Raw genomic sequence first — 24,823 nt, forward strand, 5'->3', positions numbered from 1 at the left:
CGATGGCTCCGGCGCCGGCGAGTCCGGCGGCTGGCATGGCGCCTTCCCCGACGATGGCGGCACCGGCGCCTGTGCCGGCCCCGGCTCCGATGGCCGCGCCGATCGCAGCCCCCGCACCGGCGCCACAGGCCGCAGCGCCTGCCGCGCCGTCGGGACCGATCAGTCCCGCCCGTGCCGCACTGAACGCCGCGCTGGAAGCGGCCCGCGCCGGTTCCAAACCGGGCGCGCGCGCCTACGGCGGTGGTCCCGCGGCGACGGCGCCCGCGTCCGCCGCTTCCGAGCCGGCGGCAGGACAGGCGATGGCCGCTCCACCGGCGCCGTCGCAGCCTCAGGCGCCGAGCGCTCCGGGGGCCTCCGCAAATTTTAATGCCGCGCAGGCCGCCGCACCGTCGCGTCCTGCGCCATGGGAAGATATGCCGCCGGGCGCGCCATCGGGTGGCGACGCCGCCGTGCTGGAAGCGCCGGCGCGCCAGACCGTGCAGCCGGTTCAACAGGCAGCGCCCGCCGCCGCGCCGCAATACGCCGCGCCCGCCGCCCAGCCTGCCCAACAGCAAGCCGACGACGAGGACGATCTGCCGCCGTGGGTCACCGAATTTTCCGACGACAGCGCGGTAGCGCAATCGTCGCCGGCGCCGCAAGGCTACGCGCCGGCCGCGCAAAGCCCATCTTACGCACCGGCGCATAGCCCGTCGCCGGCGCCCGCAGCCAACGCCGCCGGCGATGGCGTGCAGGCCTTCGTCGCGCCGGCCCGCGCCGCGCCGGCCCCCGCCAAGGCGCCGTACGCCTACGTGATCACCCCGGTGCCCGAGCTGGACTGGGATGGCAACTGGCCGGCCGTCGCCGCCGCGCTGCCGTTGCGCGGCGTGGCCCAGCAACTGGCGATGCAGGCCGAGCTTATCGAGTGCGTTTTCGACGGCAACGCCGTGGTCTTCAAGGTCCGCGTGCCGATCGAAACCTGGCGCACGCAGGGCAACGTGGAAAAGCTGACCGTGGCGCTGACCGAACGTTTCGGCCGCGCCGTGCGCGTCGACACCGAGCTGGGCGCCGTCTGGTACACCGCCAGCGCCGAGGCGCAGGCGCACCGCGCGGCCTGCCAGCGGGCCGCCGAAGAGACGATCGCCAACGATCCCTTTGTGAACAGCATGATCCGCGAGTTCGACGCCTGGGTGGTGCCGGGCTCCATCGTGCCGCCGGCGGCCGCCCTCGCGGCGGCGCCGAACTGATCGCATCGTCGATCACATCCTTACCATTTCAAACACGGAGAACTCCATCATGATGAAGAACCAACTGGCAGGCTTGATGAAGCAAGCGCAAGCAATGCAGGACAACATGAAGAAGGCGCAGGAAGCGCTGGCCCTGATCGAGGTCGAAGGCCAGTCCGGCGCCGGCCTGGTCAAGGTCGTCATGAGCTGCAAGAACGACGTCAAGCGCGTGTCGATCGATCCGTCGCTGCTGGCCGACGACAAGGACATGCTGGAAGACCTGGTCGCCGCCGCCTTCAACGACGCCGTGCGCAAGGCCGAGGCGACCTCCGCCGAGAAGCTGGGCGGCCTGACCTCCGGCATGAATCTGCCGGCCGGTTTCAAGATGCCGTTCTAAGGAAGGGCTCGGTCCGGGCATATGTCCAAGTCGCTGGAATTTCTGACGGAAGCGTTGCGCCGTCTGCCCGGCGTCGGCCCCAAGTCGGCGCAACGGATGGCGTTCCACTTGCTGCAGCATGACCGCGAAGGCGCGGACATGCTGTCGCGCGCGTTGCATCAGGCCGTCAGCGCCGTGCACCACTGCGCGCTGTGCAATACCTTCACCGAGGAAGACGTCTGCGACATGTGCACCGACGAGCAGCGCGACCGCCGTCTGCTGTGCGTGGTCGAGACGCCGGCCGACCAGTTGATGATCGAGCAGACGCTGACCTACAAGGGCTTGTACTTTGTCCTGATGGGGCGGCTCTCGCCGCTCGACGGCATCGGGCCGAAGGATATTCACCTGGAAAAGCTGGTGGCGCGCGCCGCCGACGGGCTGGTCGCCGAAGTGGTGCTGGCCACCAATTTCACCAACGAGGGCGAGGCCACCGCGCACTACATCAGCGAGCTGCTGAAGGCGCGCGGGCTGAACGTCAGCCGTCTGGCGCGTGGCGTGCCGGTCGGCGGCGAGCTCGAATACGTCGACGCCGGCACCATCGCCCGCGCGATGCTGGACCGCAGGGCGACATGACAGATCCCAAATCTTCCGGTCCTTTGGCCGGCATTAAAGTGCTGGAGTTGGGCACGCTCATCGCCGGCCCGTTCTGCGCGCGCATGCTGGCCGAGTTCGGCGCCGAGGTGATCAAGATCGAGTCGCCCGATGGCGGCGATCCGATCCGCAAATGGCGGGTGCTGAAGGACGGCACGTCGCTGTGGTGGTCGGTGCAGTCGCGCAACAAGAAATCGTTGACGCTCAATATGAAAAGCGAGCGCGGCCGCGCCATCGCCCGCCAACTGGCGCTGGAAGCCGACATCATCGTCGAAAACTACCGTCCCGGCGTGCTGGAAAAATGGGACATCGGTTACGAGCAATTGAAGGCGCTTAATCCGGCCACCATCATGGTGCGGCTGTCCGGCTTCGGCCAGACCGGGCCAATGAAGGACTTGCCCGGCTTCGGCGCGATCGGCGAGTCGATGGGCGGATTGCGTTATGTGTCCGGCCACGCGGACCGGCCGCCGGTGCGCGTCGGCGTGTCGATCGGCGACTCGGTCGCCGCGCTGCACGGCGTGATCGGCGCGATGATGGCGCTGCGGCACCGCGACGCCACCGGCGGTCGGCTCGAAGGCGAGGGCCAGATGGTCGATGTGGCGCTGTACGAGTCCGTCTTCAATCTGATGGAGTCGCTGGTGCCGGAGTTCGATCATGCCGGCGTGGTGCGCGAGCGGACCGGTGGGGCCTTGCCCGGGATCGTGCCATCCAATACCTATACGACCAGGGATGGCGAGAACATCGTTATCGCCGGCAATGGCGACGCGATCTTCAAGCGGCTCATGCTGGCCATGGGGCGCTTCGATCTGGCCGGTGATGCGCAGCTGGAGCGCAACGATGGACGCGTCCAGCGCACGCAGGAAATCGACGATGCGATACAGGCGTGGTGCGATACGCAGGATATCGACGGCGCGCTGACGGTGTTGAAGGCGGCGGATGTGCCGGCCGGTAAAATTTATTCGGTGCGGGACATGATGGTCGATCCGCAATTCCTGGCGCGGGAGATGTTCGAGCAGCACCAGTTTGCCGATGGCACGCCGGTCAAGCTGCCGGCGATTTCGCCGAAGCTGTCGGCCACGCCGGGCCGCACGCAGTGGATAGGGCCGGCGTTGGGGCAGCACAACGATGACGTGTTGCGGTCGTTGGGGTACAGGGATGACGAGATCGCCGCGATGAAGCGCGACGGGGTGCTATAAGCGGTTGAGGCGATATATGCGCATCCACGCAGACACGTAGGGCGGATTAGGCGAAGCCGTAATCCGCCATCGATGAGCCGCCGACGGAGCATGCATGGCGGATTACGCTGCGCTAATCCGCCCTACGTGTTTCCGTGGAATCCGCGCTTACAGCGGCGCAGCCAGCGCGCACTGGTTGCTCAGCATGAGCGTGATCGATTCCGGCGGCGACGGATGGCCCAGGTAATAGCCCTGCACCATGTCGCAGCCATATTCCTCCAGCAACACCAGTTGCGCGTCGGTTTCCACGCCCTCGGCCACCACATCCATCTTGAGCCCGTGCGCCATCGCGATGATGGCGCGCGTGATCGCGGCGTTCTCGGAATCCTGCGGCAACCCACAAATAAAACTCTTGTCGATCTTGAGCGCCCGCACGTCGAAGCGCTTGAGATAGTTCATCGACGAATACCCGGTGCCGAAGTCGTCGATCGACAGGTACACGCCGATGGCGCGCAGCTGTTCCAAGGTGACCATCGTGGCGCGGGCGTCGTCCATCAGCGTGCCTTCGGTCAGCTCCAGCTCCAGCAGCTCGGCCGGCAGGCCGGTGTCGTCCAGCGCCGACATGACGATCTGCGTCAAATTCTCGTCCTTGAACTGCTTGGCCGATAGATTGACCGCCACCCGCAGCGGCTGCTTGCCGACCGTCTGCCACGCCATCGCCTGCCGGCACGCCGTGCGCAGCACCCATTCGCCGATCGGGACGATCAGGCCGGTCTCCTCGGCCAGCGGGATGAACTCGGTGGGCGAGATGACGCCGCGCTCCGGATGGCGCCAGCGCACCAGCGCCTCGACGCCGACGATCTGCGCGCTGGCGCCGTCGATCTGCGGCTGGTACAGCAGATACAGCTCGTCGTTCTGCAAGGCCTTGCGCAGGCCGACCTCGAGCTTGACGTGGCTCATGATCTGCATCGTCAGCGACGAGCTGTACAGCTTGGCGTTGTTCTTGCCGCAGTTCTTGGCGTGGTACATCGCCGTGTCCGCGTACTTGAGCAGGGAGTTGCAATCCTCGCCGTCCTCCGGGTACAAGGAAATACCGATGCTGGCCGTGACGAAGATTTCGTGGGCGTCGATCAGGAACGGCCGCCGCATCGCTTCCTTGACCCGGTGCGCGACGTTGAGCGCGTTTTCCACCCGCTCCAGGTCGGGGATCAGGATGGTGAATTCGTCGCCGCCCAGCCGCGCCAGGTTGTTGCCGCCCACCTCGGTGCGCGAGACCAGGTCGCTCGGCCGCGTGGTTTCGCGCAGGCGTTCGGACACGGCCATCAGCAAATGGTCGCCGACGTCGTGGCCCAGCGTGTCGTTGATGCGCTTGAAGGCGTCCAAGTCCATGAACAGCACGGCGAACTTCTTGTTGCCCTTGCGCGAGCGCGTCAGCTCCGCTTCCAGCGTTTCCAGGAAGGCTTGGCGGTTCGGGATGCCGGTCAGGCTGTCGCAGTAGGCCAGGCGGCGGATCTGTTCCTCGGTGCGCTTGCGCTCGCTGATGTCGCGCACCAGGCCCAGCACTTCGTCGGGGCCGGTGGCCACCAGCCGCGCCTCGAAATGCCGCACCGGCAACGGCACCGCGTGCTCGCCGTGGCGCACGCGCGGCGTCGGGCCGGGGATCGGCAGTTCGTAGTCGAGCGAGCGGATGTGCTGCGTGTCGAGCACCGTGCGCACCTCTTCGAGCATGTGCCGGGCTATCTCCTCCGGCAACACCTGGTTCAGGTGGCGGCCGACGCAATTGTCGCTGGAGAACACGCTGCTGGCCTCGTGGCCTTGTTCGTAGTCCAGATAGACGCCGTCCTTGTTCATGCGGAAGAAGGTGTCCGGGATCGCCGCCAGCACGGCGCGGTGGTGGGCGTCGGCGATGCGCAGGCGGGTGATGGCGTCGCTGGCGCGCAGCACGTACAGCACGCGGTGGCCGAGGATGGGCCAGTTGATCGGCTTGGAGACGAAATCGGTGGCGCCGGCCTCGTAGGCCTTGGTGACCGATTCGAGCTCGTCGCCGCCGGTGACCATGATGATGGGCACGACCGCGTGCGTTTCCAGCCGGCGGATTTCGCGGCACACGGAAAAGCCGTCCATGCCGGGCATTTCGACGTCGAGCAACACCAGGTCCGGCGCCATGTTCTGGTAGCAGGCCAGCGCCTGCACGCCGTCCTCGGCCTCGATGGCGTCGAGGCCGACCTGGGCCAGCATTTCCAGCATCAGCAGGCGCATCACGGGATCGTCGTCGGCGACCAGCACCAGACCGCGCTTGGGGGAGAGGGGTGTTGCCATGTCAAATTTCCTTTTCCAGGATAGCTCCCAATGCCTGCCGCACGGCCTGGAAAGATCGTTCCATCTCATCGAGCAGGGCGGCGGCGCCGGCGGTGGTATCGTTGCGGCCCAGCTGTTCCATTTCCCGGCAGCGCTGCGCCAGCGCGTCGGCGCCCACGTTGGCGCTGCTGGATTTGAGGCTGTGCGCCGCCTTGCGCATTTGCACCGTGCTGCCGCTGTCGATGGCGGACTTGATGGTGCGCAAATGGACCGGGGTATCGTCCAGATAAGCCTGCAACACCCGCTCGAGTAGCGCGTCGCCGTTGCTGGAGCTGAGCGCGCGGATGTTCTCCAGCGCTTGCCGGTTGATCAGTGGTTCCTGCAGCGGCGGGACAGGGGACGCGACGGGCGGGGCCGCCGCCACCGCCGGAGCGGCGGCGGACGGCTCCGGCTCGTCGGCCGGACTGGCCGGGCCGGGCGCTTCGGCGGGGCCGTCCAGCGGCGCCGGCGCCACGCGTGGCAGCGTGATCCAGCGGCCGATGGTTTGTCCCAGCGCCTGCTGCGTGAACGGCTTGCTCAAGTAGTCGTCCATGCCGGCGGCCAGGCAGGATTCGCGGTCGCCCTGCAACGCGTTGGCGGTGATGGCGATGATCGGCAGGCTGCGCGAGCGGCCGCGCTGTTGCTCGTGGCGGCGGATCTCGGTGGTGGCGGCAAAACCGTCCATCACGGGCATCTGGCAGTCCATCAAAATCAGGTCGAAGTCGCCGGCCTGCACCGAGCGCAACGCTTCCTGGCCGTTGCAGGCGCGGCTGACGTCCAGGCCCAGCCCCTCGAGCATGGCGCTGGCCACTTCGACGTTGACCGGATTGTCTTCCGCCAGCAAGACCTTGCGTCCCTTGCGCGCGCGCTGCGCCGGCAGCGCCGTGCTGGAACTGAGCGTGGACAGCGGCGGCGCGGCAGGCGAGGCCGCGCCCGTATGCGGCAGGCGGATCGGCCGCTCGTCACCGGGCGGCAAGGACGGCACGGACGGCGGGGACGCCGGCGGCGGCACGTTGCGCGCCGGTTCGGCCCTGCGCATCTGGGTCTGGCTGACGACGCAGTCGTAGAGGTCGCACTCGCGCGGTGGCTTGATCAGTTGAAAGGCGACCCCGGCCTCGCGCTGCTGGACCCGGTCGGCGGCGTTGCGTTCCGTGCTCAGCAACAATAGCCGCGTGGCGGCCAGGCCGGCGTCGGCGTGGATCGCCGCCGCCAGCGCCAGGCCGCTGGTGCGCGGCAGCTCCATGTCGAGCAGCACGACGTCGTAGGGCTGCGCGGCCGACGCGGCGTGGCGCAACTGCTGCAGCGCCTGCGTGGCCGAGGCGCTGGCGCCGAGCACGCGCCAGGCCGTCAGCCGCCGTTCCAACTCGGCGCGGCTGGTGGGGTTTTCGTCAACAATCAAAGCGCGTATTCCCAAATGGGTGTTGGAAGGATCGTCAAAATCGACGCGTGGTTTATCGAAATTTACGGCAAACCAAAAGATCGACCCTTGAGTTAACGCATGCTCGACGCCTATCGTGCCTCCCATGAGCTCCACCAGTTGTTTTGAGATCGCCAGGCCGAGGCCGGTGCCGCCGTGTTTGCGCGTGGTCGAGCCGTCCGCTTGCGAGAAGGAATCGAAAATGCGCGAGCGCGCCTCGCTCGAGACGCCGATGCCGGTGTCGTGCACCTCGAAGCGCAGGCCGACGGTTTGCGTATCCTCCTGCACCACCGCGACCTTGACGGTGATCTTGCCGCTCTCGGTGAATTTGACGGCGTTACCCAGCAGATTGAAGATCACCTGGCGCAAGCGGTTCGGGTCGCCGTAGATGGCCACCGGGATGTCGTTGGCGATGGCCAGCTCCAGCCGTATGCCCTTGGCCTGCGCCTGCGGCGAAAAGACATTGTCGATGTCGTCGAGCAGATCGCGGAAGTTGAAATGGATGTATTCCACCGTCAGCTTGCCGGCCTCGATCTTCGAGAAGTCCAGAATGTCGTTGATGATCACCAGCAAATGCTCGCCGGAACGCTTGACCATGCTGGTGTAGTGGCGCTGCTGCTCGCTCAGTCGCGTGGCCAGCAGCAACTCCGTCATGCCCAGCACGCCGTTCATCGGCGTGCGGATTTCGTGGCTCATCGTGGCCAGGAAGGCGCTCTTGGCCTGGCTGGCGGCCTCGGCCGCGTTCTTGGCCTTTTCCAGTTGCTCGGTGCGCACGCCGACCTGGCGCTCGAGCTGGTCGCGGTACTGCGCCAGCGCGGCGTCGCGCGCCTCGACCTGGGCCAGCATGTCGTTGAAGCTATCGATCAGCGCGCCGAGCTCGTCGCTGCGCTGATGGCTGATGCGCTCGGTGGGCTGGCCGCGGCTGACCTGCTGGGCCGCCGCGATCAGCTTGCCCACCGGCTCGGCCACGCTGCCCTTGAAGCGCGCCGCCATCAGCAGCGCCGTCATGAACGACAGCACCGCCGCGACCGCCGCCGCGCCGAGGTTTTTCAGCACGTCGATCCACATGCGCGTCTGCGAGCGCTCGATCAGCACGGTGCCGGCCGGCGCGTCGCGCCCGCGCACGTCGCGCTGCAGGCGCATGGCCGGCGCCCACGGCGGACCGGTGCGTTCGCTGCGCACCTCCGGCCCGGCGGCCGGGATGTCGAGCAGGGCGGGCGCTTGCTGGTCGTCCGGCAGGTCCGCCGACGCGTAGCGCGCCAGCAGCTTGCCGTCGCGGTCGTACAGCGCCGCCTGCAGGATGTCGTCCTCGTCGACCAGCGTCGCCAGCGTCTGTTCAGCTTGCTTGCGGTCGCCGCGCGATAGCGCGATCATGCTGTTGTTGCCGATCACGCCGGCCAGCGACGTCAGTTGCTTGCGCTCGTCGTCGGTGTGGTTGAGCACCGACGTGACGGCGAAGGCAATGAATACCAGCATCAAGGCACTGCCCGTGGACAGCACGGAAATGATGGTCAGTTTCTGGCTCAGGCCGGAACGTTCGAAATTGAACATCGCGTGGCGGTTCCCAACGATACAGTGGGCGCCGAATGCGTCGACGCGGGCGGTGCGCGGCACGCGATTCTTGAGTGCCACTAGGAAAAATATATGTATGTGGCAAGGGCGATGTTGATCTAGGTCTAAGGCTGCACATTTGCGCATGCTCAAACGGCGTCGGATACCACACTTCACGCTGGCGATATGGAACTCAAAAAGATCTTGTTTGTGGCCGAGGCCGTGACGTTGGCGCACGTGGGACGGCCGTTGGCGCTGGCCGGAACGCTCGACCGCCGGCGCTACGAGGTGCACTTCGCCTGCGCGCCCGGCTATGAAATGTTCTTCCAGGGCAGCGATGTGCGCAGCTGGGGCGTCACCAGCATTTCCAGCGCGCGCTTCCTGGCCGCGTTGGCCGCCGGTAAGCCGGTGTACGACGCGGCGACCCTGCGCCGCTATGTCGAGGACGACCTGCGCCTGTTGAAGGCGGTGCGGCCGGATGTGGTGATCGGCGATTTCCGCCTGTCGCTATCGGTCAGCGCGCGGCTGGCCGGGGTGCCGTATGTGGGCTTGATCAACGCCTACTGGAGTCCCTACGTGCGGCAGCATTACCAGGTGCCGGCGATCGGCCTGTCGCGCGTGCTGCCGATCGCTGTCGCCGATCTTCTGTTCAAGCTGGCGCGCCCGCTGGCGTTCGCGCTGCACAGCGCGCCGCTCAACCAGGTGCGGCGCGCGTACCGGCTGGCGCCGCTGGGCCACGATTTGCGCCGCGTCTACACCGACGCCGACCACGTGCTGTATGCCGACATCCCCGAGATGTTCCCGGCGACGAACTTGCCGTCCACCCATTGCTATCTGGGGCCGGTGACGTGGTCGCCGCCCACCGGCTTGCCGGACTGGTGGGACGCCTTGCCGGCGGCCAGGCCGGTCGTCTATGTGACGCTGGGCAGCTCCGGGCGGGGCGCGTTGCTGCCGCGGGTGTTGCAGGCGTTGGCGCCGCTGCCGGTCAGCGTGATCGCCGCGACCGCCGGCAATGTGGGGACGATGGCGGTCCCGCCCAACGCGCGCGTGGCCGCCTATTTGCCGGGCATCGAGGCGGCGCGGCGCTCCAGCCTGGTCATCTGCAACGGAGGCAGTCCGACCAGCCAGCAGGCGTTGAGCGCGTGCGTGCCGGTGCTGGGCATCGCCGGCAACCTCGATCAGTACTTGAACATGCATGGCGTGGTGGCCAGCGGCGCCGGCGCCTTGTTGCGCTCGGACCGCCTGAGCGAGGACGCGGTGCGCCGCGCCGTCCTCGACTTGCTCGAACAGCCCGGCGCCACGGCGTCCGCGCGCAAGGTCGCCGAGCAGTTCGTCCGCTACGACGCCGGCGCCCGGTTGTCGGGGCTACTGCTCAAGCTGTTGCCGTTGTGAGCGGATGACATCCGGGCGAAAAAAAACGGACCGAGGTACGCCGCCAGGGTCCGCCAAAGTTACACAACCGCCGTGTCAGGATTTGTTCCCGGTCTTGCCTTTCCGGCGGCTGCCCATTGCCAGGCCGGCGAAGCCCAGGCCCATGATGGCCAGGGTGCCGGGTTCCGGCACCGCCAGGGCGGCGAAGGACTGCGAGGAATCGACCTTCAGGAACGGCACCGTGGTGGGCGTGGCGCCGTCCCACATCATCGTCGGCGTGAAGAACGAGGGTACGTTGGTGGTGCCGGTGACTTTGTCCTGGAAGATGGAACCGGTGACGATGTCCAGGTAGGCCGGATCGACGTAGTCGATCATGAAGCGCGAATCGAACGAGCCGGTGCCGACCGCGCCGCTGGCGGTGAAGCTGGCGTCGTTGAACACCAGGTGGCCCGACAGGATGATGATGCCGTCGCCGTCGGTGTCGCCGGGGGAGGTGCCGCAACCGGTCGAGGTCGAACCGGTGCCGTAGCAGCGCACGGTGTTGGCGCCGTTGCCGGGCACGGCGCGGCTGCTGCCGGGGCCGGGGGTGATCTGGTCGAAGTAGATGGCGAGGTTCTGCACGCCGGCGCGCAGCGGATCGACGTCCATCGCGGCCGACTGCGATGGCGGCAACGTGAAGTGGGCGCTGGTCGGCGTCTGCAGGTCGACCAGCTCCTGGAAGCGCACCACCTTGCTGATTTCGAAGGTGGTGTTCAAGCCGGCGGGCGTGACGATGGCCGGCACGTTGCTGTTCGACATGGTGCCGATGACCATCTGCGACCGCAGCTCGGTCAGGTAGGGCGCGGCGCCGCCGGGGCCGACGGTGATGCCGGGGATGAAGCCGGTGGCCAGGCCGGTGTCGGTCACATTGGTCCACAGATCGGCGTAGGTGCTGTAGGCGCCGCTGCCGGTGACATCGAGGCCCACAGTGGGGCCGGCGCTGGCGGTGAGCGGCGCGGCCAGGGCAGTAGCGATCGCGGCGGCGGCCAGTGCGGGTTTGAGGATGTTCATGTGTGTGCTCCCTGGAGTTGAGGGGACCCCGGAAATCGGGATCGTATGGCCTATAGAGCAAAACCCTTGCCAAGCAAGGTGAACCGTGAGGAATCAAGCACTTGCGCAACGCCGACGCTATGTTTTTGCAAGGGATGTAAAAAATACCGTCTAAAAAAACGGACCGCGGGCATGGCGCCGGGTCCGTTGAAAAACGCCGGAGACGAAGCTGTCGCCGCAGCGGCAAACAGTGGATCAGGACCGGACGTCGATCTTGCGGCGTTTGCTCAGCGCCAGCCCGGCCAGGCCCAGCCCGATGATGGCCACGGTGCCGGGCTCCGGCACGGCGAAGGATTGCGAGGAGTCCACCTTCAGGAACGGCACGGTGGTGGGCGTGGCGCCGTCCCACATTGAGGTCGGTGTAAAGAACGACGGCACATTGGTGGTGCCGGTGAACTTGTCGATGAACACCGAGCCGGTGACGATGTCGAGGTAGGCGGGATCGACATAGTCGATGACGAAGCGGGTATCGAACGAACCGGTGCCGACGGCGCCGCTGGCGGTGAAGCTGGCGACGTTGAAGACCAGGTGGCCCGACAGGATCATGACGCCGTCGCCGTCCGGATCGCCGGCGGCGCCGCCGCAACCGTTGGCGGCGCCGCCGGTGACGCCGGCGCCATAGCAGCGCACCGTGTTGACGCCATTGCCGGGCACGGCCTGGCTGGGACCGCCGGGGGTGATCTGGTCGAAGAACACGGCGAAGTTCTGCACGCCGGCGCGGGTGGGATCGACGTCCATCGCCGCCGACTGGCTCGGCGCCAGCCCGAAGGTCGCGGTGGTGGCGTTCTGCGACGTGACCAGCTCCTCGAAGCGCACGATCTTGGTCAGCTCGAAGCTGGTGTTGAGGCCGGGCGGCGTGACGATGGCGCCGATATTGCTGTTGCTCATGGTGCCGATGACGGTCTGCGTGTGCAGATCGGCCAGATACGGCGCGATGCCGCCGGGACCGCCGACGGTGGCGCCCGGGATGAAGCCGTTGACCACGGCGGTGTCGGTGATGTTGGTCCACAGGTCGGCATAGGTGGTGTAGGTGCCGGTGCCGGTGGGATCGAGGCCGACCACGGGGGCGCCGAGCGCGGCGAACGGCGCGGCCAGCGCGGCGGCGAGGATGGCGGCGGCGGGTTTGTAATAGTTCATAGCTGTTCCCCAAGAAATAGAAGACCCTGGAAATCAAGGTCGCTCCACCTCTTCAGCAAAACCCCTGCCAGCTTGGACGAAGCCAGTGGATTCAAGGGCTTGCGCCGCGATCCGTGTTGCGGATCGAACAGTGCGTAAAAAATTCCGGCACTTGTTTGCTCCAGCTCATTGCTCTAGTTCAGCTCGCTAGCCTTTACTGTCGGGGCTGCTTTGATTTTGCGCGCCGGAATGCCACCCCAGACTTCGCCGGCGCCGATGTGCGTGTCCTTCGTCACCACCGCGCCGGCCGAGACGATGGCGTGGTCGCCGATGCGCACGCCCGCCATCACCACCGCCTTGGCGCCGATGGTGACGGTGTCGCCGACGACGACGGCTTTCAGTTCCAGCCTGTTGCCTTCGATCACGTGCGCGAAGATCACCGCGTCGTGGCCGATGATGGTGTTGCTGCCGATGCGCGTGAGCGGCGGGTCGAGCAGGGCGCCGGCGCTGTAGGTGTTGGCGCCCAGTTCGGCGCCGAGTGCCAGATAGATCAACCGCACGATCGGCACCGGGATGAAGTGCGTGCGGATCAGCGAATTGAACAGCAGCAGGTAGAACAGGATGTTGACGTTGGCGGCCAGTTCGTGGCGCGAATTCTCGGCCACCTCTCCCTCGCGAAGCGGCATGATGAACAGGAAACAGCGGTAGACCGCGAAGGCCGCCAGATAGGTCAGCAGCACGGCCGCCAGCAGCAGCGTCACGCCGCGAAAGTCGCCCAGCGGCAGGCTGCCCAGCAGCAGCGCGGTGGCGCCCAGGCCCAGCGCCAGGATCAGTGCCAGCAGGCCCAGGAAGACGGCGATCTGCAACGGTTTGATGGCGCGCATCAGCGGCTCCCGGCCGGCGGGCCGACCAGCAGTTCGTTGAGCGGCTTGCGGATCGAGCGCGCCGCCGCCGGAGCGCCGGCGCCGATGCGGCCCATGAACACGGCCGTCTCCCACACCTGTCTGCCGACCAGCAGCTCGCCCTGTCGCGCCAGCTCGGCCGCGCGCTGCTGCATGCCCGGCGTGCCGGAAAACACGCGGCCGTCGCGCACGTAGCGTGAAAAGATCAGCGGCGTCAGCTCCGGCTGCAATTGCAGGCCCTGCGCCGTGGCCGTCAGCCAGAAGCGCTGCATGGCCCGGCCCGCCGTCACGTAGTCGTCGATCTTGTGCGGGCGGTGATCCGCCGTCAGCACGAAGTGGGCGGCGCACGCCAGGCCGGGGATCAGGTCCATCTGCACGCGCGGCGCCACCGTGCCGGCCAGCCAGGTGTTGAAGAATTCCACGCGGCGCCAGTCGCGCATGATCCAGCGCATCAGTTTGGCGGTCAGCGCGTCCACGCCCAGCGCCTGGTCCGGCATGCGGTCCTCGCTGTAGCGGGCGTTCCATTCGATGACGGCCTGGTGCACCTGGTGCGCCTCCGGCATCGTCAGCCGCAGCTTGGCGTTGCGGTACATCAAACGCGCCGCCGCCGCGCGCTGGCGGCCTTCGAGCCAGGTCACGCCGAAGCCCGGCGGCAGCGTGGCGGCCAGCGCGGTCTTCTCGGTCGTCGTCAACGGGCGCCGGCTCAGCGGCCGGCGCTGCACGCTGCGCGGCAGGATGAAGTCGGCCAGCGGATCGGCTTCCAGTCGTGGTGCCGGCACGAAGTCGACGATGAACGTCGGGCGCGCCTCGGGCGCCTCCGGCCGGCGCGCGGCTTGCATCTCAAGCCCGAAGCCGCTGGCGGCGATGGCCATCGTTTCGAGCAGCGCGCCGAGCGAGATCTGGCTCGGGTGGCCGTCCAGGTCGTAGACGCAGTGGTCGCGCGTGTCGTGGCCGTGCACGATCAGGCGGCGCGTGTCGAGGATCTCGAAGCGCCACGGCTGGGTGTTGTCGCCGCTGGGCGCCCAGCGCGCCAGCTCGAGGATCTGTTCCAGGGTGGCGTCCAGATGTTGTTCCATCTTGCTCATGATTCGTCTCCGGGACGGCGCCGCCTGGCCAGCATCATCGCCAGCCGTTGCAACGGGTGGCGGTTGCCGCCGGGACGCCAGGTGCGCACCAGCTTGTTGCGATAGCCGTCGAACTGATAGCCGCGCGGCGCGGCCAATATGTCGCCGCGGTTGAGCATGATCTTGAGCGCCTCGGTGGCGGCGGCACCGGCGCACAACTCGCAGCCCATGATGGTGGAGGGGCCGCGCTTCTCCTTCAGATTGATGCTGGACGGATCGACCAGATAGCGGCCGTGCAGTCCGGCCGGCGCCAGCCCGACCAGGAAGCGCAGCGCCTTTTCGTCGTCGGGCAGGTTGCCCCAGCCGAAGTATTCCTCGAACGTCATTTCCCCCGGCATGAAATTGAGCACGGCCGTGCCCATGCCGAGCGGCGCTGCCGTGATGGCCGGAATGCCGAGCTTGGCGCAGGCGGCGAAGGTGGCCTGGCGCGCGCCGAAGGCGAAGAAGTCCAGGCCGTCGACATACAGGTCGACGCCCTTGAAAAACCGGCGCATGTTGACGTCGTCCACGCCGGTCGGAAAGCTGGTGATCTGCAATTCCGGATTGATATCGCGCGCCATCGCCTCCAGCACCTCGACCTTGGGCAGGCCCAGGGTCGACATGTTGGCGCCGATCTGGCGGTTGAAATTGGCGATGTCGAAGGTGTCGAAATCGGCGATGTGGAACGCGCCCACGCCCAGCCGCGCCAAGGTCAGCAGATGAAAGCCGCCGACGCCGCCGAGGCCGGCGATGGCGATGCGCTTTTCCTTGAGCAGCGATTGTTCGGCCGGCGTCACCCAGCCGAGGTTGCGCGCGAACGCGTGGTGGTAAGAGAAGGTCTGTGCCATGTGTCTCCCGGGAACTGCCGCCATGCGGCTCAAGGAGTTTGGACAGATGAGGTAAATCAAAAGTTCCGCAAAAAGTATGGAATCGACGAAAAAAAAGCCGGTTCGTTAGAACCGGCCTTGGCCACTCACATCAGCAACAACCGCCGCGCTTGCCGGCGCCGCCGTAGCGCGCCTCCTGGCGCTCGCGGAAGAATTCCTCGTACGTCATCATCGGCTCGTCGGGATGGGTGGCTTCCCGATGGCTGACATAGGTGTCGTAGTCGGGCAGGCCCATCATCAGGCGCATGCTCTGCCCGAGATAGCGGCCCGCCTTGGCGATATCGCCCAACATCATTGCACCTTGGCCGCCAACACCATCGGGCTTTCCATGGCGGTCGGCTTGCTGTTGGCGCGCGCCAGCATCACGGTGCGGATGCCGAACACCAGCACGCTGAGCACGACGATGACGAAGAAGCCGGCCAGCGACGCGTCCAGATAATCGTTGAACACGATCTGGTGCATCTGCGCCACCGACTTGGCCGGCGCCAGCAGCTTGCCCTCGTCGAGCGCGGCCTGGTACTTGGCCGCGTGCGACAGGAAACCGACTTTCGGGTTGGCGTCGAAGATCTTCTGCCAGCCGGCCGTCAAGGTGCACAGCAGCAACCAGATGGTCGGCACGATGGTGACCCAGGCGAACTTGCCGCGCTTCATCTTGAACAGCACGCAGGTGCCCAGCATCAGCGCGATCGCCGCCAGCATCTGGTTGGCGATGCCGAACAGCGGCCACAAGGTGTTGATGCCGCCCAGCGGATCGACCACGCCCTGGTACAGGAAGTAGCCCCAGGCCGCCACGCACAGCGCGGTCGCGGTCAGGTTGGCGAACACGTTCTCGGTCTTTTTCATCGACGGCACGAAGGCGCCGAGCAAATCCTGCAGCATGAAGCGGCCGGCGCGGGTGCCGGCGTCGACGGCGGTCAAGATGAACAGCGCCTCGAACAGGATGGCGAAGTGGTACCAGAAGGCCATCATGGCCTGGCCGCCGATCACGTTCGACAGGATGTGGGCCATGCCGACGGCCAGGGTCGGGGCGCCGCCGGCGCGCGAGATGATGCTGTGCTCGCCGACATCCTTGGCGGTCTGGGTCAGCATCTCCGGCGTGACATAGAAGCCCCACTGCGAGATCGCGTGCGCGGCGGACTCGGCCGTGGTGCCGATCAGCGCGGCGGGAGAGTTCATGGCGAAGTAGATGCCCGGCTCGATGGTCGAGGCGGCCACCAGCGCCATGATGGCGACGAACGATTCCATCAGCATGGCGCCGTAGCCGATGAAGCGGGCGTGGCTTTCATTCTCGATCATCTTGGGCGTGGTGCCCGACGAGATCAGCGCGTGGAAGCCGGACACGGCGCCGCAGGCGATGGTGATGAACAGGAAGGGGAACATCGAGCCGGACCAGACCGGGCCGGTGCCGTCGATGAATTGCGTGATCGCCGGCATTTTCAGGTAGGGGGCGACGAACAGGATGCCCAGCGCCAGGCCGACGATGGTGCCGATCTTGAGGAAGGTCGACAGGTAGTCGCGCGGCGCCAGCAGCAGCCACACCGGCAGCACCGAGGCGACGAAGCCGTAGCCGATCAGCATCCAGGTCAGCTCGGTGCCGGTGAAGTTGAACATCGGCGCCAGCGCCGGATTTTCCTGCACGTACTGGCCGCCGAAGATGGCCGCCATCAGCAGCACGAAGCCGATGATCGACACCTCGCCGATGCGGCCGACGCGGATGTAGCGCGAATACACGCCCATGAACAGCGCGATCGGGATCGTCGCCATCACGGTGAAGCTGCCCCACGGCGAGCCGGTCAGGGCTTTGACGACGATCAGCGCCAGCACCGCCAGGATGATGACCATGATCATGAAGGTGCCCAGCAGCGCGATCATGCCGGGGATTTGCCCCAGCTCCGATTTGATCAGGTCGCCCAGCGAGCGGCCGTCGCGGCGCATCGAGATGAACAGCACGATGAAGTCCTGCACCGCGCCGGCGAACACCACCCCGGCCAGGATCCACAGCATGCCGGGCAGATAGCCCATCTGCGCGGCCAGCACCGGCCCGACCAGCGGACCGGCGCCGGCGATGGCGGCGAAGTGGTGGCCGAACAGCACGTATTTATTGGTCGGCACGTAGTCGAGGCCGTCGTTCATCTTGGCGGCCGGCGTCATGCGCTTGTCGTCCAGCCCCAGCACCTTGTCGGCGATGTACAGGCTGTAATAGCGGTAGGCGATCAGATAGACGCACACGGCGGCGATGACGATCCAGATCGCGCTGACGGACTCGCCGCGCTTGAGCGCCACCACGCCCAGCGCGGCGGCGCCGCACAGGGCCAGCGCCGCCCAGCCGAGCTTGCTGGCCAGGGTCTGGGGTGTACTAGTGGGTAATGATTTCATGCTTCCTCCAAGGGTAGTTCCTGCACTTCGTCTGATGCCGCCCTGCTTGGCCGGGTTAATCCTTGTCAATCCGGTATCGTGGCAGCTTATGGCGAGTATTCATGAGGCTGATAATTGGCGCAAGCGCAGCACTACGCAGTCGTGGTAGGTAGTACTACGTACGGTATGGCGCGCGCGGGGGCGTAAAATCGCGGGGATCGGATAATCGGATGGGCGGTCTCTCATGAAGTTGCGGCAAAAAGTCATATTCCTGGCCATCACGCCGCTGATCCTGGCGCTGTGCGCGATCGCGCTGGCGGTGCGGCACCAGTCGGTGTTGCTGGCCCAGCAGCAGCGCGACACCATCCAGCAGGCGTATCTCAGCAGCAAAGAGGCCGAGCTCAAGCACTACGTCGCGCTGGCCTCGCATTCGATCTCGCACCTGTACAATTCCGGCCGCAACGATCCGGCGACCCTGGCGGAGGCCAAGCGCATCCTGTCCTCGCTGAGCTACGGCGACGACGGTTATTTCTTTCTGTACGACATGAACGGCAACACCCTGATGCATCCGCGCCAGCCGGAGCTGGTGGGCCGCAACCTGTTCGAGCTGCGCGACGCGCTGGGGCGGCCGACGATACAGAACCTGCTGCAGCGCGCCCGCGCCGGTGGCGGGCTGGAGCGCTACATGTGGATCAAGCCGTCGACCCGCAAGCCGGTCGCCAAGCTCGGCTACGTGGTGGCGATGCCGAACTGGGGCTGGATGATGGGCACCGGCATCTACCTCGACGATGTCGACCGCGCGCTGGCCAAGATCGACATCCAGCAATCGGGCAACATCCACAACACCATGCTATGGATCGCCGCCATCGCCATCGCCGCGTCGGTGACGGTGGCCAGCAGCGGACTGGCGCTTAACATCAGCGAATTCCGCGTCGCCGACGCCAAGCTCAAGGTGCTGGCGCAGCGGGTGGTCGAATCGCAGGAGGAGGAGCGGGCGCGGCTCTCGCGTGACTTGCACGATGGTATCAGCCAGTGGCTGGTGTCGATCAAGCTGCAGATCGAGGCGGGCATGATCCGGTTGTCGTCGGACCAGCCGGAGCAGCGCCAGGCCGCGCACGCGGTGTTCGAGCACGCGGCCGGGCAACTGAGCAACGTGATGGGCGAGGTGCGCCGCATCTCGCACAACCTGCGCCCGGCCATCCTCGACGACCTGGGACTGGCGGCCGCGCTGCACCACCTGGGGCAGGAATACACGCTCAGCAGCGGCACGCCGGTGCGCTTCGAAGCCAGCGGCATCACCGACGGCCTGGCCGACGTCGCCAACACGGTGCTGTTCCGCATCGCCCAGGAGGCGCTGACCAATATCGAGCGCCACGCCGGCGCCAGCGCCATCGAGATCGGCCTGACCGGCGACGGCAAGGGCGTGAACCTGCGCATCAGCGACGACGGCGTCGGCTTCGACGCCGAGGGCATCGCGCTGCATCCCAAGCACGGCATCGGCTTGCGCAATATGATGGAGCGGATGGACGCCATCGGCGGCCGTTTCGAGATCGTCTCCTCGTCGGACGGCACGGTGCTGAGCGCCTACGCCGCCAACAGTAGCTGAATAAAGCCGTGACAACGGCTAATATGGATCATTGAAGCAATTAATAAAGCACCGGGAAGAAGCACCATGACCTCTACAATCAAAATCCTGCTGGTCGACGACCATCCCCTGGTGCGCGACGGCCTGCGCGCGCGGCTCGAGGCGATGCCGCAGTTCGAGGTGGTGGCCGAGGCGGGCGGCGCGGCCGAGGCGCTGGAGCAGGCGGCCCAGTGCACGGTTGACCTGGTGCTCATGGATATCAATATGCGCGGCACCAACGGCATCGAGGCGACCGCCCAGTTCAAGCAGGCGTTCCCGCGTATCGCCGTGCTGATCCTGTCGATGCACGACAAGCTCGAATACGTGTCGCAGGCGATCCAGGCGGGCGCGCGCGGCTACGTGCTCAAGGACGCGCCCGGCAAGGACATCGTCGTCGCCATCGAGACCGTCATGTCCGGCGGCATCTACTACAGCGCCGCGCTGGCGCGCCAGCTGGCGCAGCCGCAGAACCAGGACAACCAGCTGACCTCGCGCGAGCACGAGGTGTTGCGCCACATCGCCAACGGCGAATCGAACAAGCAGATCGCCCGCGCGCTCGACCTCAGCGTGCGCACCGTCGAGACCCACCGGCTCAACATCAAGCGCAAGCTAGGCATCGAAGGGCAGGCCGAATTGATCCGTTTTGCCGTCCAGCACGCCCAGTGACATAACTTTCACCATGATTCTTTGTTTAGATGCAACAAAATCGAGTCGAAGCTCTAATACTGTTGAGCAATTTCTAATATTCCGTGTTTGTCCGGCAATATCTGATATATTCTAACTGCTTAGAAAATTGCAATTGTATAAAAAGAAAAATGTTTTAGTGTGCAGTCAGTTGTTCCTATACTGGTCATATTGCAAATTACTCTACTGCCCCATGGTATTTTTTTGCTCTGACGTCATAGTCGAACGATCGCTGCGCGTACAACCCTCGATGAGAAATTGATGTCCGCGCCAGATACTAGCCAGTTCCCCCTCGTGGAATTCCAAGCGGTGTCCAACGCTCGCAACGAGTGGGTGGCGCTGACTTTCGAATTGTCCGCCGACGCGGGCGACGCCTTCCAGTCCACGCTGACCTTGTTCCGGACCCCCGACGTGTTCGCCGCGCTGGCGCCGCTCGACTGCATCGTGCCGGTGCCCGATCCGGCGTCGCTGGAACTGTCGCAACTATCGATCCTGCCGCCCAGCCGCGTGATCCTGCGCGTGCCGGCGCAACTCTGCGCCGACGTGCCGGTGCAAAAAAAACTCGCCACCGTCGCCGAGGCCGGCTATCGCATCATGATCGAAGGCGTGACCGCCGGCTCGGCCGCCACCATGTGCGGCGCCACCTCGCTGATGGTGGACGCCTCGGCCAGCCTGCCGCCGGTGCTCGCGCTCATCGCCCAGCCCGGCCCGCACCTGGCCGCCGGCATGCACAGCGAGCTGCGCATCGCCGAATGCGCGCACGCCGGCTTCCACTGGTTCAGCGGCGACTATGCGCTGCATCCGTCGCGCGAGACGGCCAACGACGGCACCTCGCGCAAGCGGCTGCTGGCGCTGCTCGGCCTGCTGGCGCGCGACGCCGACTCGCGCGAGCTCGAAGTGTTGCTCAAGCAGGACCCGGCGCTGTCCTACCACCTGTTAAAACTGGTCAACTCGGCCGCCTTTGCGCTCAGTTCGCCGATTCACAGCTTCGGCCAGGCGATCAACGTGCTGGGGCGGCGCCAGCTGCAACGCTGGCTGCAATTGCTGCTCTACGCGCGGCAGCAGGACGACGGCCTGGCCAACCCGCTGCTGCCGCTGGCGGCGGTGCGCGCGGCCCACATGGAAGCCCTGAGCAAATCGCTGGGCTGGGACCGCGACCAGCAGGACATGGCCTTTGTCGCCGGCGTGTTCTCGCTGCTCGATGTGCTGCTGGGTATGTCGATGACGGAAATCGTCGCCGCGCTCAGCCTGGATCTGGATGTCGTCATGGCGCTGCTGGACCGGGGCGGCCCGCTGGGTGAATTGCTCAGCCTGGTCGAACACCACGACCGCGACGCGCTCGACAAGGCCGGCATCGGCGCCGACACCTACTGGCAAGCGCAGTTGCAGGCCTACCACTGGGCCATCCAGGTCAGCAGGAATCTATAACCTATGGCCGACCATCCCGTCTCCGACTTCCTCAACCACAGCGCCGCCGTCTGCGACGCCGTGCTACGCCTGCGCGGCAGCGCCATGGCCGAGGAACTGGGACGCATCGTCCGCATCGTCACCAACAGCCCGCTGGGCGAGTACCTGCCGGCCGACGCCGTCTCGCTGCTGGTGGCGCCGCCGGTCGAGGAAGTCGTCGCCGCCAACGACGCCGCCGTCCCCAGCCTGACGCAGGACATCTGGTTCGAGGACCGCTATTTCGGCCGCTTCATCGTCTCCGGACGGCTCGGCTACAGCGACGCCGACCGCCAGCACTTGGCCAGCCTCGCCACGCTGGCCGGCAGCGTGCTGCAAGTGCACTCGCTGGCGCAGCGCAGCACCCACGCCTACGTGCAGGTCGAATCGCAGCTGCAGCACCAGGCGCAGATCCTCGACCACATCCACGAATCGGTGGTCACGATGGACATGAACGGCTTCATCCTCAGCTGGAACAAGGGCGCGGAGCGGCTGTTCGGCTACACCTCGGTGGAAGCGGTGGGGCGCAACATCCTGTTCCTGTACGACGAGGAAGACATCGACGCCCACGACCCCTTCCTCGAGCAGGGCGGGCGGCTGATGGAAGTGCGGCGCAAGAAAAAATCGGGCGAGGTGTTCTGGGCCAGCCTCTCGCTGTCGCCGCTGTGCGACCTCAACAAGCGATCGATGGGCTTGATCGCCTACCTCACCGACATCACCGAGCGCAAGCTAGCCGAAGAGCGCATCCACCACCTGGCGTACTACGACGCGCTGACCAACCTGCCGAACCGCACCCTGCTGACCAAGCTGGTCGACCAGGCCCTGATGGTCGCGCAGCGGGGCAAGCTGCAAGGCTGCGTCCTGTTCATCGACCTCAACCGCTTCAAGATGATCAACGACACGCTCGGGCGCAAGATCGGCGACGAGTTGCTGTGCGAGGTGGCGCGCCGCTTCCGCACGGTGCTGCGCGACCAGGACCTGGTGGCGCGGCTGGGCGGCGACGAATTCGCCATCGGCCTGTTCGACCTCGGCCAGCACTTCGAAGCCAGCATGGTCGCGCAAAAACTGCTGGGTACGCTCAACAGCCCGATCATGATCGACGGCCATGATTTGCGGGTCGGCGGCAGCATCGGCATCAGCGTCTATCCGCAGGACGGCGACGACGCCGAAACCTTGCTGCGGCTGGCCGACATCGCCATGTACCGCGCCAAGCAGGAGGGCGGCGTCAATGGCGACCACGTCGCCTTCTACAGCCAGGACATGAACCAGGGCATGCAGGAGCGCATGCGCATCGAAACCGGGCTGCGCCACGCGCTCGGCAACGGCGAGCTGCTACTGCACTACCAGCCCAAGTTCTCCATCGACACCGGCAAGATCATCGGCGCCGAAGCGCTGGTGCGCTGGCGCCATCCGGAGCGCGGCCTGGTGCCGCCGGTCGAGTTCATCCCGCTGGCCGAGGCCACCGGGCTGGTGGTGCAGGTGGGCGAATGGGTGCTGGAGGCGGCCTGTTCGCAGGCAAAGCAGTGGAAGGACGCCGGCTTGCCGCCGATCCGGCTGGCGGTCAACGTGTCGGCGCGCGAGTTCACCGCGTCGCTGCCCGGGCGGGTGATGGATACGCTGAACCGGTACGGGCTGGAGCCGTCGTGGCTGGAGCTGGAGATCACCGAGAGTACGCTGATGCACAACATCGACCGCGTGATCGGTATCATGGACCGGATCACGGCGCTGGGCGTGACGTTGTCGCTGGACGATTTCGGCACCGGGTATTCGAGTTTGTCGTATCTGAAGCGGTTCCCGATCGACACGTTGAAGATCGACCGCTCGTTCACGATCGGCATACCGAGCGACGCCAACGATTGCGCGATCGCCAACACGATCATCAGCATCGCGCAGCAGTTGAAGCACAAGGTGATTGCCGAGGGCGTGGAGACGGTCGAGCAACTGGCGTTCCTGAAGAATTCCGGCTGTGACGAGGTGCAGGGCTATCTGTTCTCGCAGCCGCTGGAGGCGGCCGCCTTCGAGCTGGCGCTCAGGGAGAACTGGACGCCGGGGCAGGCCAGCAGGGCCGCCTGATGCGTCTGTGACCGCGTGTCGAGTGCGCCGGGGATACCGGGGATGCCGGGTTGTACCGGGTGTACCGGGGATGCCAGGGATGCCGGGTGTAACGGGTGTCACGTAGGGCGGATTAGGCGGGACGCCGTAATCCGCCAAGCGCCGCCAGCGCCCGATTTGCCGCCAACGAAGGGCGATTCCCCATCAACGGGTTGAATTCTGTATAATGCTGCGCCATAGGAAGCGTGGCCGAGTGGTTGAAGGCAGCAGTCTTGAAAACTGCCGACGGTGTGAGCCGTTCGTGAGTTCGAATCTCACCGCTTCCGCCAGTGCCTATGATTAAGCCCTTGATTACCAAGGGCTTTTTTGCTTTTGGAGCTGGCAGTAAAAAATGTTGCGCTGGAAATTTGCGAGGATTCTTAGACTAGTTGCGGAAATGGTTTCCACAACTAGTCTAAGTGGAAATGATTAGACGGAGTAACGCCGACTTGACCTGACACCAACTGCCAGATGAGTTAAAGTTCTCATTTATCCGCTAACGGCCCATTTCAGGTCGATGGCGACAGCGAAGTCGCTCACCCGGCGGTTTACGATTTATAACAACTTAGCTCTCAATGGCTCCTGAAGAAATCATCGACGCCCTGACGACGTACCTTGCGGAACTTGGCGATATATTGGCGCGTTTTAGTCACACTCGCACTGGGGTACACATTGAGCGGCAAGACAACTATCGTTTCCGGACAATAGTCACCGAGCTTCTGGACCTTCTCCGAGATCACGTCCCTGGCTCACGGCAGCACATTCAACTTGTGAGTAGTGCGTATAACGAAGGCGTCAGTAACATCTATCAAACTGCCTCCTACGCAAGCGTTGAGGAAATAAGAAGTACTGTTTCAGCCGTTCTTACTCGAATTGAACGCAACAAGAACCTCTTTGTGGCGGCAAGTGGTCCAGTGTCGATTGCTGAGTCGGAGCGGAAGCTTGTAGACGCACTGGACCAACTCATTCTTCGCTTTCATGCTGTTGCGGTTCAACTTCGGTCCCGTCACTCAGATCGAGATACGTTAGACGTAAACGATGAGTACGACGTTCAAGACCTCATGCACGCCCTATTAAGGCTTCACTTCAACGACGTCCGCCCTGAGGAATGGGTGCCGAGCTATGCGGGAAGTGCCTCGCGCACCGACTTTCTACTTCCAGAGATTCTAACTGTCGTTGAGATCAAGAAAACGCGTCAAGGCCTGAACGCGAAGTCCGTTGGCGAGCAATTGATTATCGATATTGCGAAATATAAAAGGCACCCTCAATGCAAGCGGCTTGTGTGCTTCGTCTATGACCCTGAAGGCCGAATTGCGAATCCAGTTGGGATCGAAAATGACCTTGCTTCGGGTGGCGAAGGCATAGACGTCCGAGTATTTATTTTGCCCAAGGCAGCGGGTTGAATCCGCAGTCGAAAGCCGCCCTTGGCCTCACTCCATGCAGAGTCAG

18 protein-coding genes, 1 tRNA gene and 1 pseudogene are annotated in these 24,823 nt (G+C 65.4%); 11 read left to right on the forward strand and 9 right to left on the reverse strand.

Annotated features, from left to right (window positions below; genetic code table 11):
* The 4 genes and pseudogenes from MRBLMU1_RS25535 to MRBLMU1_RS25550 form a co-directional block, all read left to right on the forward strand.
* Nucleotides 1-1,223: pseudogene (locus tag MRBLMU1_RS25535) on the forward strand (DNA polymerase III subunit gamma/tau); the annotation flags it as partial.
* Between the two features lie 49 nt (nucleotides 1,224-1,272).
* Nucleotides 1,273-1,599 carry a YbaB/EbfC family nucleoid-associated protein gene (locus MRBLMU1_RS25540; protein ID WP_363507643.1) on the forward strand — a complete coding sequence of 109 codons (327 nt, stop codon included), beginning with the start codon at nucleotides 1,273-1,275 and terminating at the stop codon, nucleotides 1,597-1,599.
* Nucleotides 1,600-1,620: 21 nt separating this feature from the next.
* The gene (gene recR, locus MRBLMU1_RS25545) at nucleotides 1,621-2,211 is read left to right on the forward strand and encodes a recombination mediator RecR (protein ID WP_363507646.1); all 591 of its coding nucleotides are present in this window, start codon (nucleotides 1,621-1,623) and stop codon (nucleotides 2,209-2,211) included.
* Nucleotides 2,208-3,425, forward strand: a complete 1,218-nt coding sequence (locus MRBLMU1_RS25550) for a CaiB/BaiF CoA transferase family protein (protein WP_363507649.1) — start codon at nucleotides 2,208-2,210, stop codon at nucleotides 3,423-3,425. The genes recR and MRBLMU1_RS25550 overlap by 4 nt, the downstream gene beginning before the upstream one ends.
* Nucleotides 3,426-3,572: 147 nt before the next feature.
* On the opposite strand, the gene MRBLMU1_RS25555 is transcribed toward MRBLMU1_RS25550, so the two are convergent.
* Both MRBLMU1_RS25555 and MRBLMU1_RS25560 read right to left on the reverse strand, forming a co-directional pair.
* Nucleotides 3,573-5,723, reverse strand: coding sequence for a putative bifunctional diguanylate cyclase/phosphodiesterase (locus MRBLMU1_RS25555; protein WP_363507652.1), 2,151 nt, complete (start codon nucleotides 5,721-5,723; stop codon nucleotides 3,573-3,575).
* A 1-nt stretch (nucleotide 5,724) separates the two neighbouring features.
* A complete protein-coding gene (locus MRBLMU1_RS25560; protein WP_363508686.1) occupies nucleotides 5,725-8,709 on the reverse strand; it encodes a hybrid sensor histidine kinase/response regulator in 2,985 nt (994 codons plus the stop codon).
* A 186-nt stretch (nucleotides 8,710-8,895) separates the two neighbouring features.
* Between MRBLMU1_RS25560 and MRBLMU1_RS25565 the strand changes: the two genes are divergently transcribed.
* Entirely contained in the window at nucleotides 8,896-10,101 is a 1,206-nt protein-coding gene (locus MRBLMU1_RS25565; protein WP_363507655.1) for a glycosyltransferase, read from the forward strand.
* Nucleotides 10,102-10,176: 75 nt separating this feature from the next.
* On the opposite strand, the gene MRBLMU1_RS25570 is transcribed toward MRBLMU1_RS25565, so the two are convergent.
* The 7 genes from MRBLMU1_RS25570 to MRBLMU1_RS25600 form a co-directional block, all read right to left on the reverse strand.
* Entirely contained in the window at nucleotides 10,177-11,130 is a 954-nt protein-coding gene (locus MRBLMU1_RS25570) for a PEP-CTERM sorting domain-containing protein (protein ID WP_363507658.1), read from the reverse strand.
* A 234-nt stretch (nucleotides 11,131-11,364) separates the two neighbouring features.
* The gene (locus MRBLMU1_RS25575; RefSeq protein WP_363507661.1) at nucleotides 11,365-12,306 is read right to left on the reverse strand and encodes a PEP-CTERM sorting domain-containing protein; all 942 of its coding nucleotides are present in this window, start codon (nucleotides 12,304-12,306) and stop codon (nucleotides 11,365-11,367) included.
* A gap of 173 nt (nucleotides 12,307-12,479) precedes the next feature.
* Nucleotides 12,480-13,169 carry an acyltransferase gene (locus MRBLMU1_RS25580; protein ID WP_363507664.1) on the reverse strand — a complete coding sequence of 230 codons (690 nt, stop codon included), beginning with the start codon at nucleotides 13,167-13,169 and terminating at the stop codon, nucleotides 12,480-12,482.
* Nucleotides 13,169-14,272, reverse strand: a complete 1,104-nt coding sequence (locus MRBLMU1_RS25585) for a nitroreductase family protein (protein ID WP_363507667.1) — start codon at nucleotides 14,270-14,272, stop codon at nucleotides 13,169-13,171. The genes MRBLMU1_RS25580 and MRBLMU1_RS25585 overlap by 1 nt, the downstream gene beginning before the upstream one ends.
* Complete coding sequence (locus MRBLMU1_RS25590) at nucleotides 14,269-15,138, reverse strand: ThiF family adenylyltransferase (RefSeq protein WP_363507670.1); 870 nt, start codon at nucleotides 15,136-15,138, stop codon at nucleotides 14,269-14,271. Before MRBLMU1_RS25590 ends, MRBLMU1_RS25585 begins: the two co-directional genes overlap by 4 nt.
* Nucleotides 15,139-15,268: 130 nt before the next feature.
* Nucleotides 15,269-15,469 carry a YbdD/YjiX family protein gene (locus MRBLMU1_RS25595; protein WP_209720512.1) on the reverse strand — a complete coding sequence of 67 codons (201 nt, stop codon included), beginning with the start codon at nucleotides 15,467-15,469 and terminating at the stop codon, nucleotides 15,269-15,271.
* The gene (locus MRBLMU1_RS25600; RefSeq protein ID WP_363507673.1) at nucleotides 15,469-17,553 is read right to left on the reverse strand and encodes a carbon starvation CstA family protein; all 2,085 of its coding nucleotides are present in this window, start codon (nucleotides 17,551-17,553) and stop codon (nucleotides 15,469-15,471) included. Before MRBLMU1_RS25600 ends, MRBLMU1_RS25595 begins: the two co-directional genes overlap by 1 nt.
* A 223-nt stretch (nucleotides 17,554-17,776) precedes the next feature.
* On the opposite strand from MRBLMU1_RS25600, the gene MRBLMU1_RS25605 reads away from it, so the two are divergent.
* The 6 genes from MRBLMU1_RS25605 (at nucleotide 17,777) to MRBLMU1_RS25630 (ending at nucleotide 24,777) form a co-directional block, all read left to right on the forward strand.
* Entirely contained in the window at nucleotides 17,777-19,138 is a 1,362-nt protein-coding gene (locus tag MRBLMU1_RS25605) for a cache domain-containing protein (protein ID WP_363507676.1), read from the forward strand.
* Between the two features lie 66 nt (nucleotides 19,139-19,204).
* Nucleotides 19,205-19,822, forward strand: coding sequence for a response regulator (locus tag MRBLMU1_RS25610; protein WP_363507679.1), 618 nt, complete (start codon nucleotides 19,205-19,207; stop codon nucleotides 19,820-19,822).
* Between the two features lie 279 nt (nucleotides 19,823-20,101).
* Complete coding sequence (locus tag MRBLMU1_RS25615; RefSeq protein ID WP_363507682.1) at nucleotides 20,102-21,268, forward strand: EAL and HDOD domain-containing protein; 1,167 nt, start codon at nucleotides 20,102-20,104, stop codon at nucleotides 21,266-21,268.
* A gap of 3 nt (nucleotides 21,269-21,271) precedes the next feature.
* Nucleotides 21,272-23,356: a putative bifunctional diguanylate cyclase/phosphodiesterase gene (locus tag MRBLMU1_RS25620; RefSeq protein WP_363507685.1), complete on the forward strand. Its 2,085-nt coding sequence runs from the start codon at nucleotides 21,272-21,274 to the stop codon at nucleotides 23,354-23,356.
* Between the two features lie 218 nt (nucleotides 23,357-23,574).
* Nucleotides 23,575-23,664, forward strand: a tRNA-Ser gene (locus MRBLMU1_RS25625).
* Nucleotides 23,665-23,949: 285 nt separating this feature from the next.
* Nucleotides 23,950-24,777, forward strand: coding sequence for a hypothetical protein (locus tag MRBLMU1_RS25630; protein WP_363507688.1), 828 nt, complete (start codon nucleotides 23,950-23,952; stop codon nucleotides 24,775-24,777).
* Nucleotides 24,778-24,823 lie beyond the last annotated feature (46 nt).

The sequence above is a fragment of the Burkholderia sp. LMU1-1-1.1 genome, assembly GCF_040675865.1.
Lineage (GTDB): Bacteria > Pseudomonadota > Gammaproteobacteria > Burkholderiales > Burkholderiaceae_D > Rugamonas.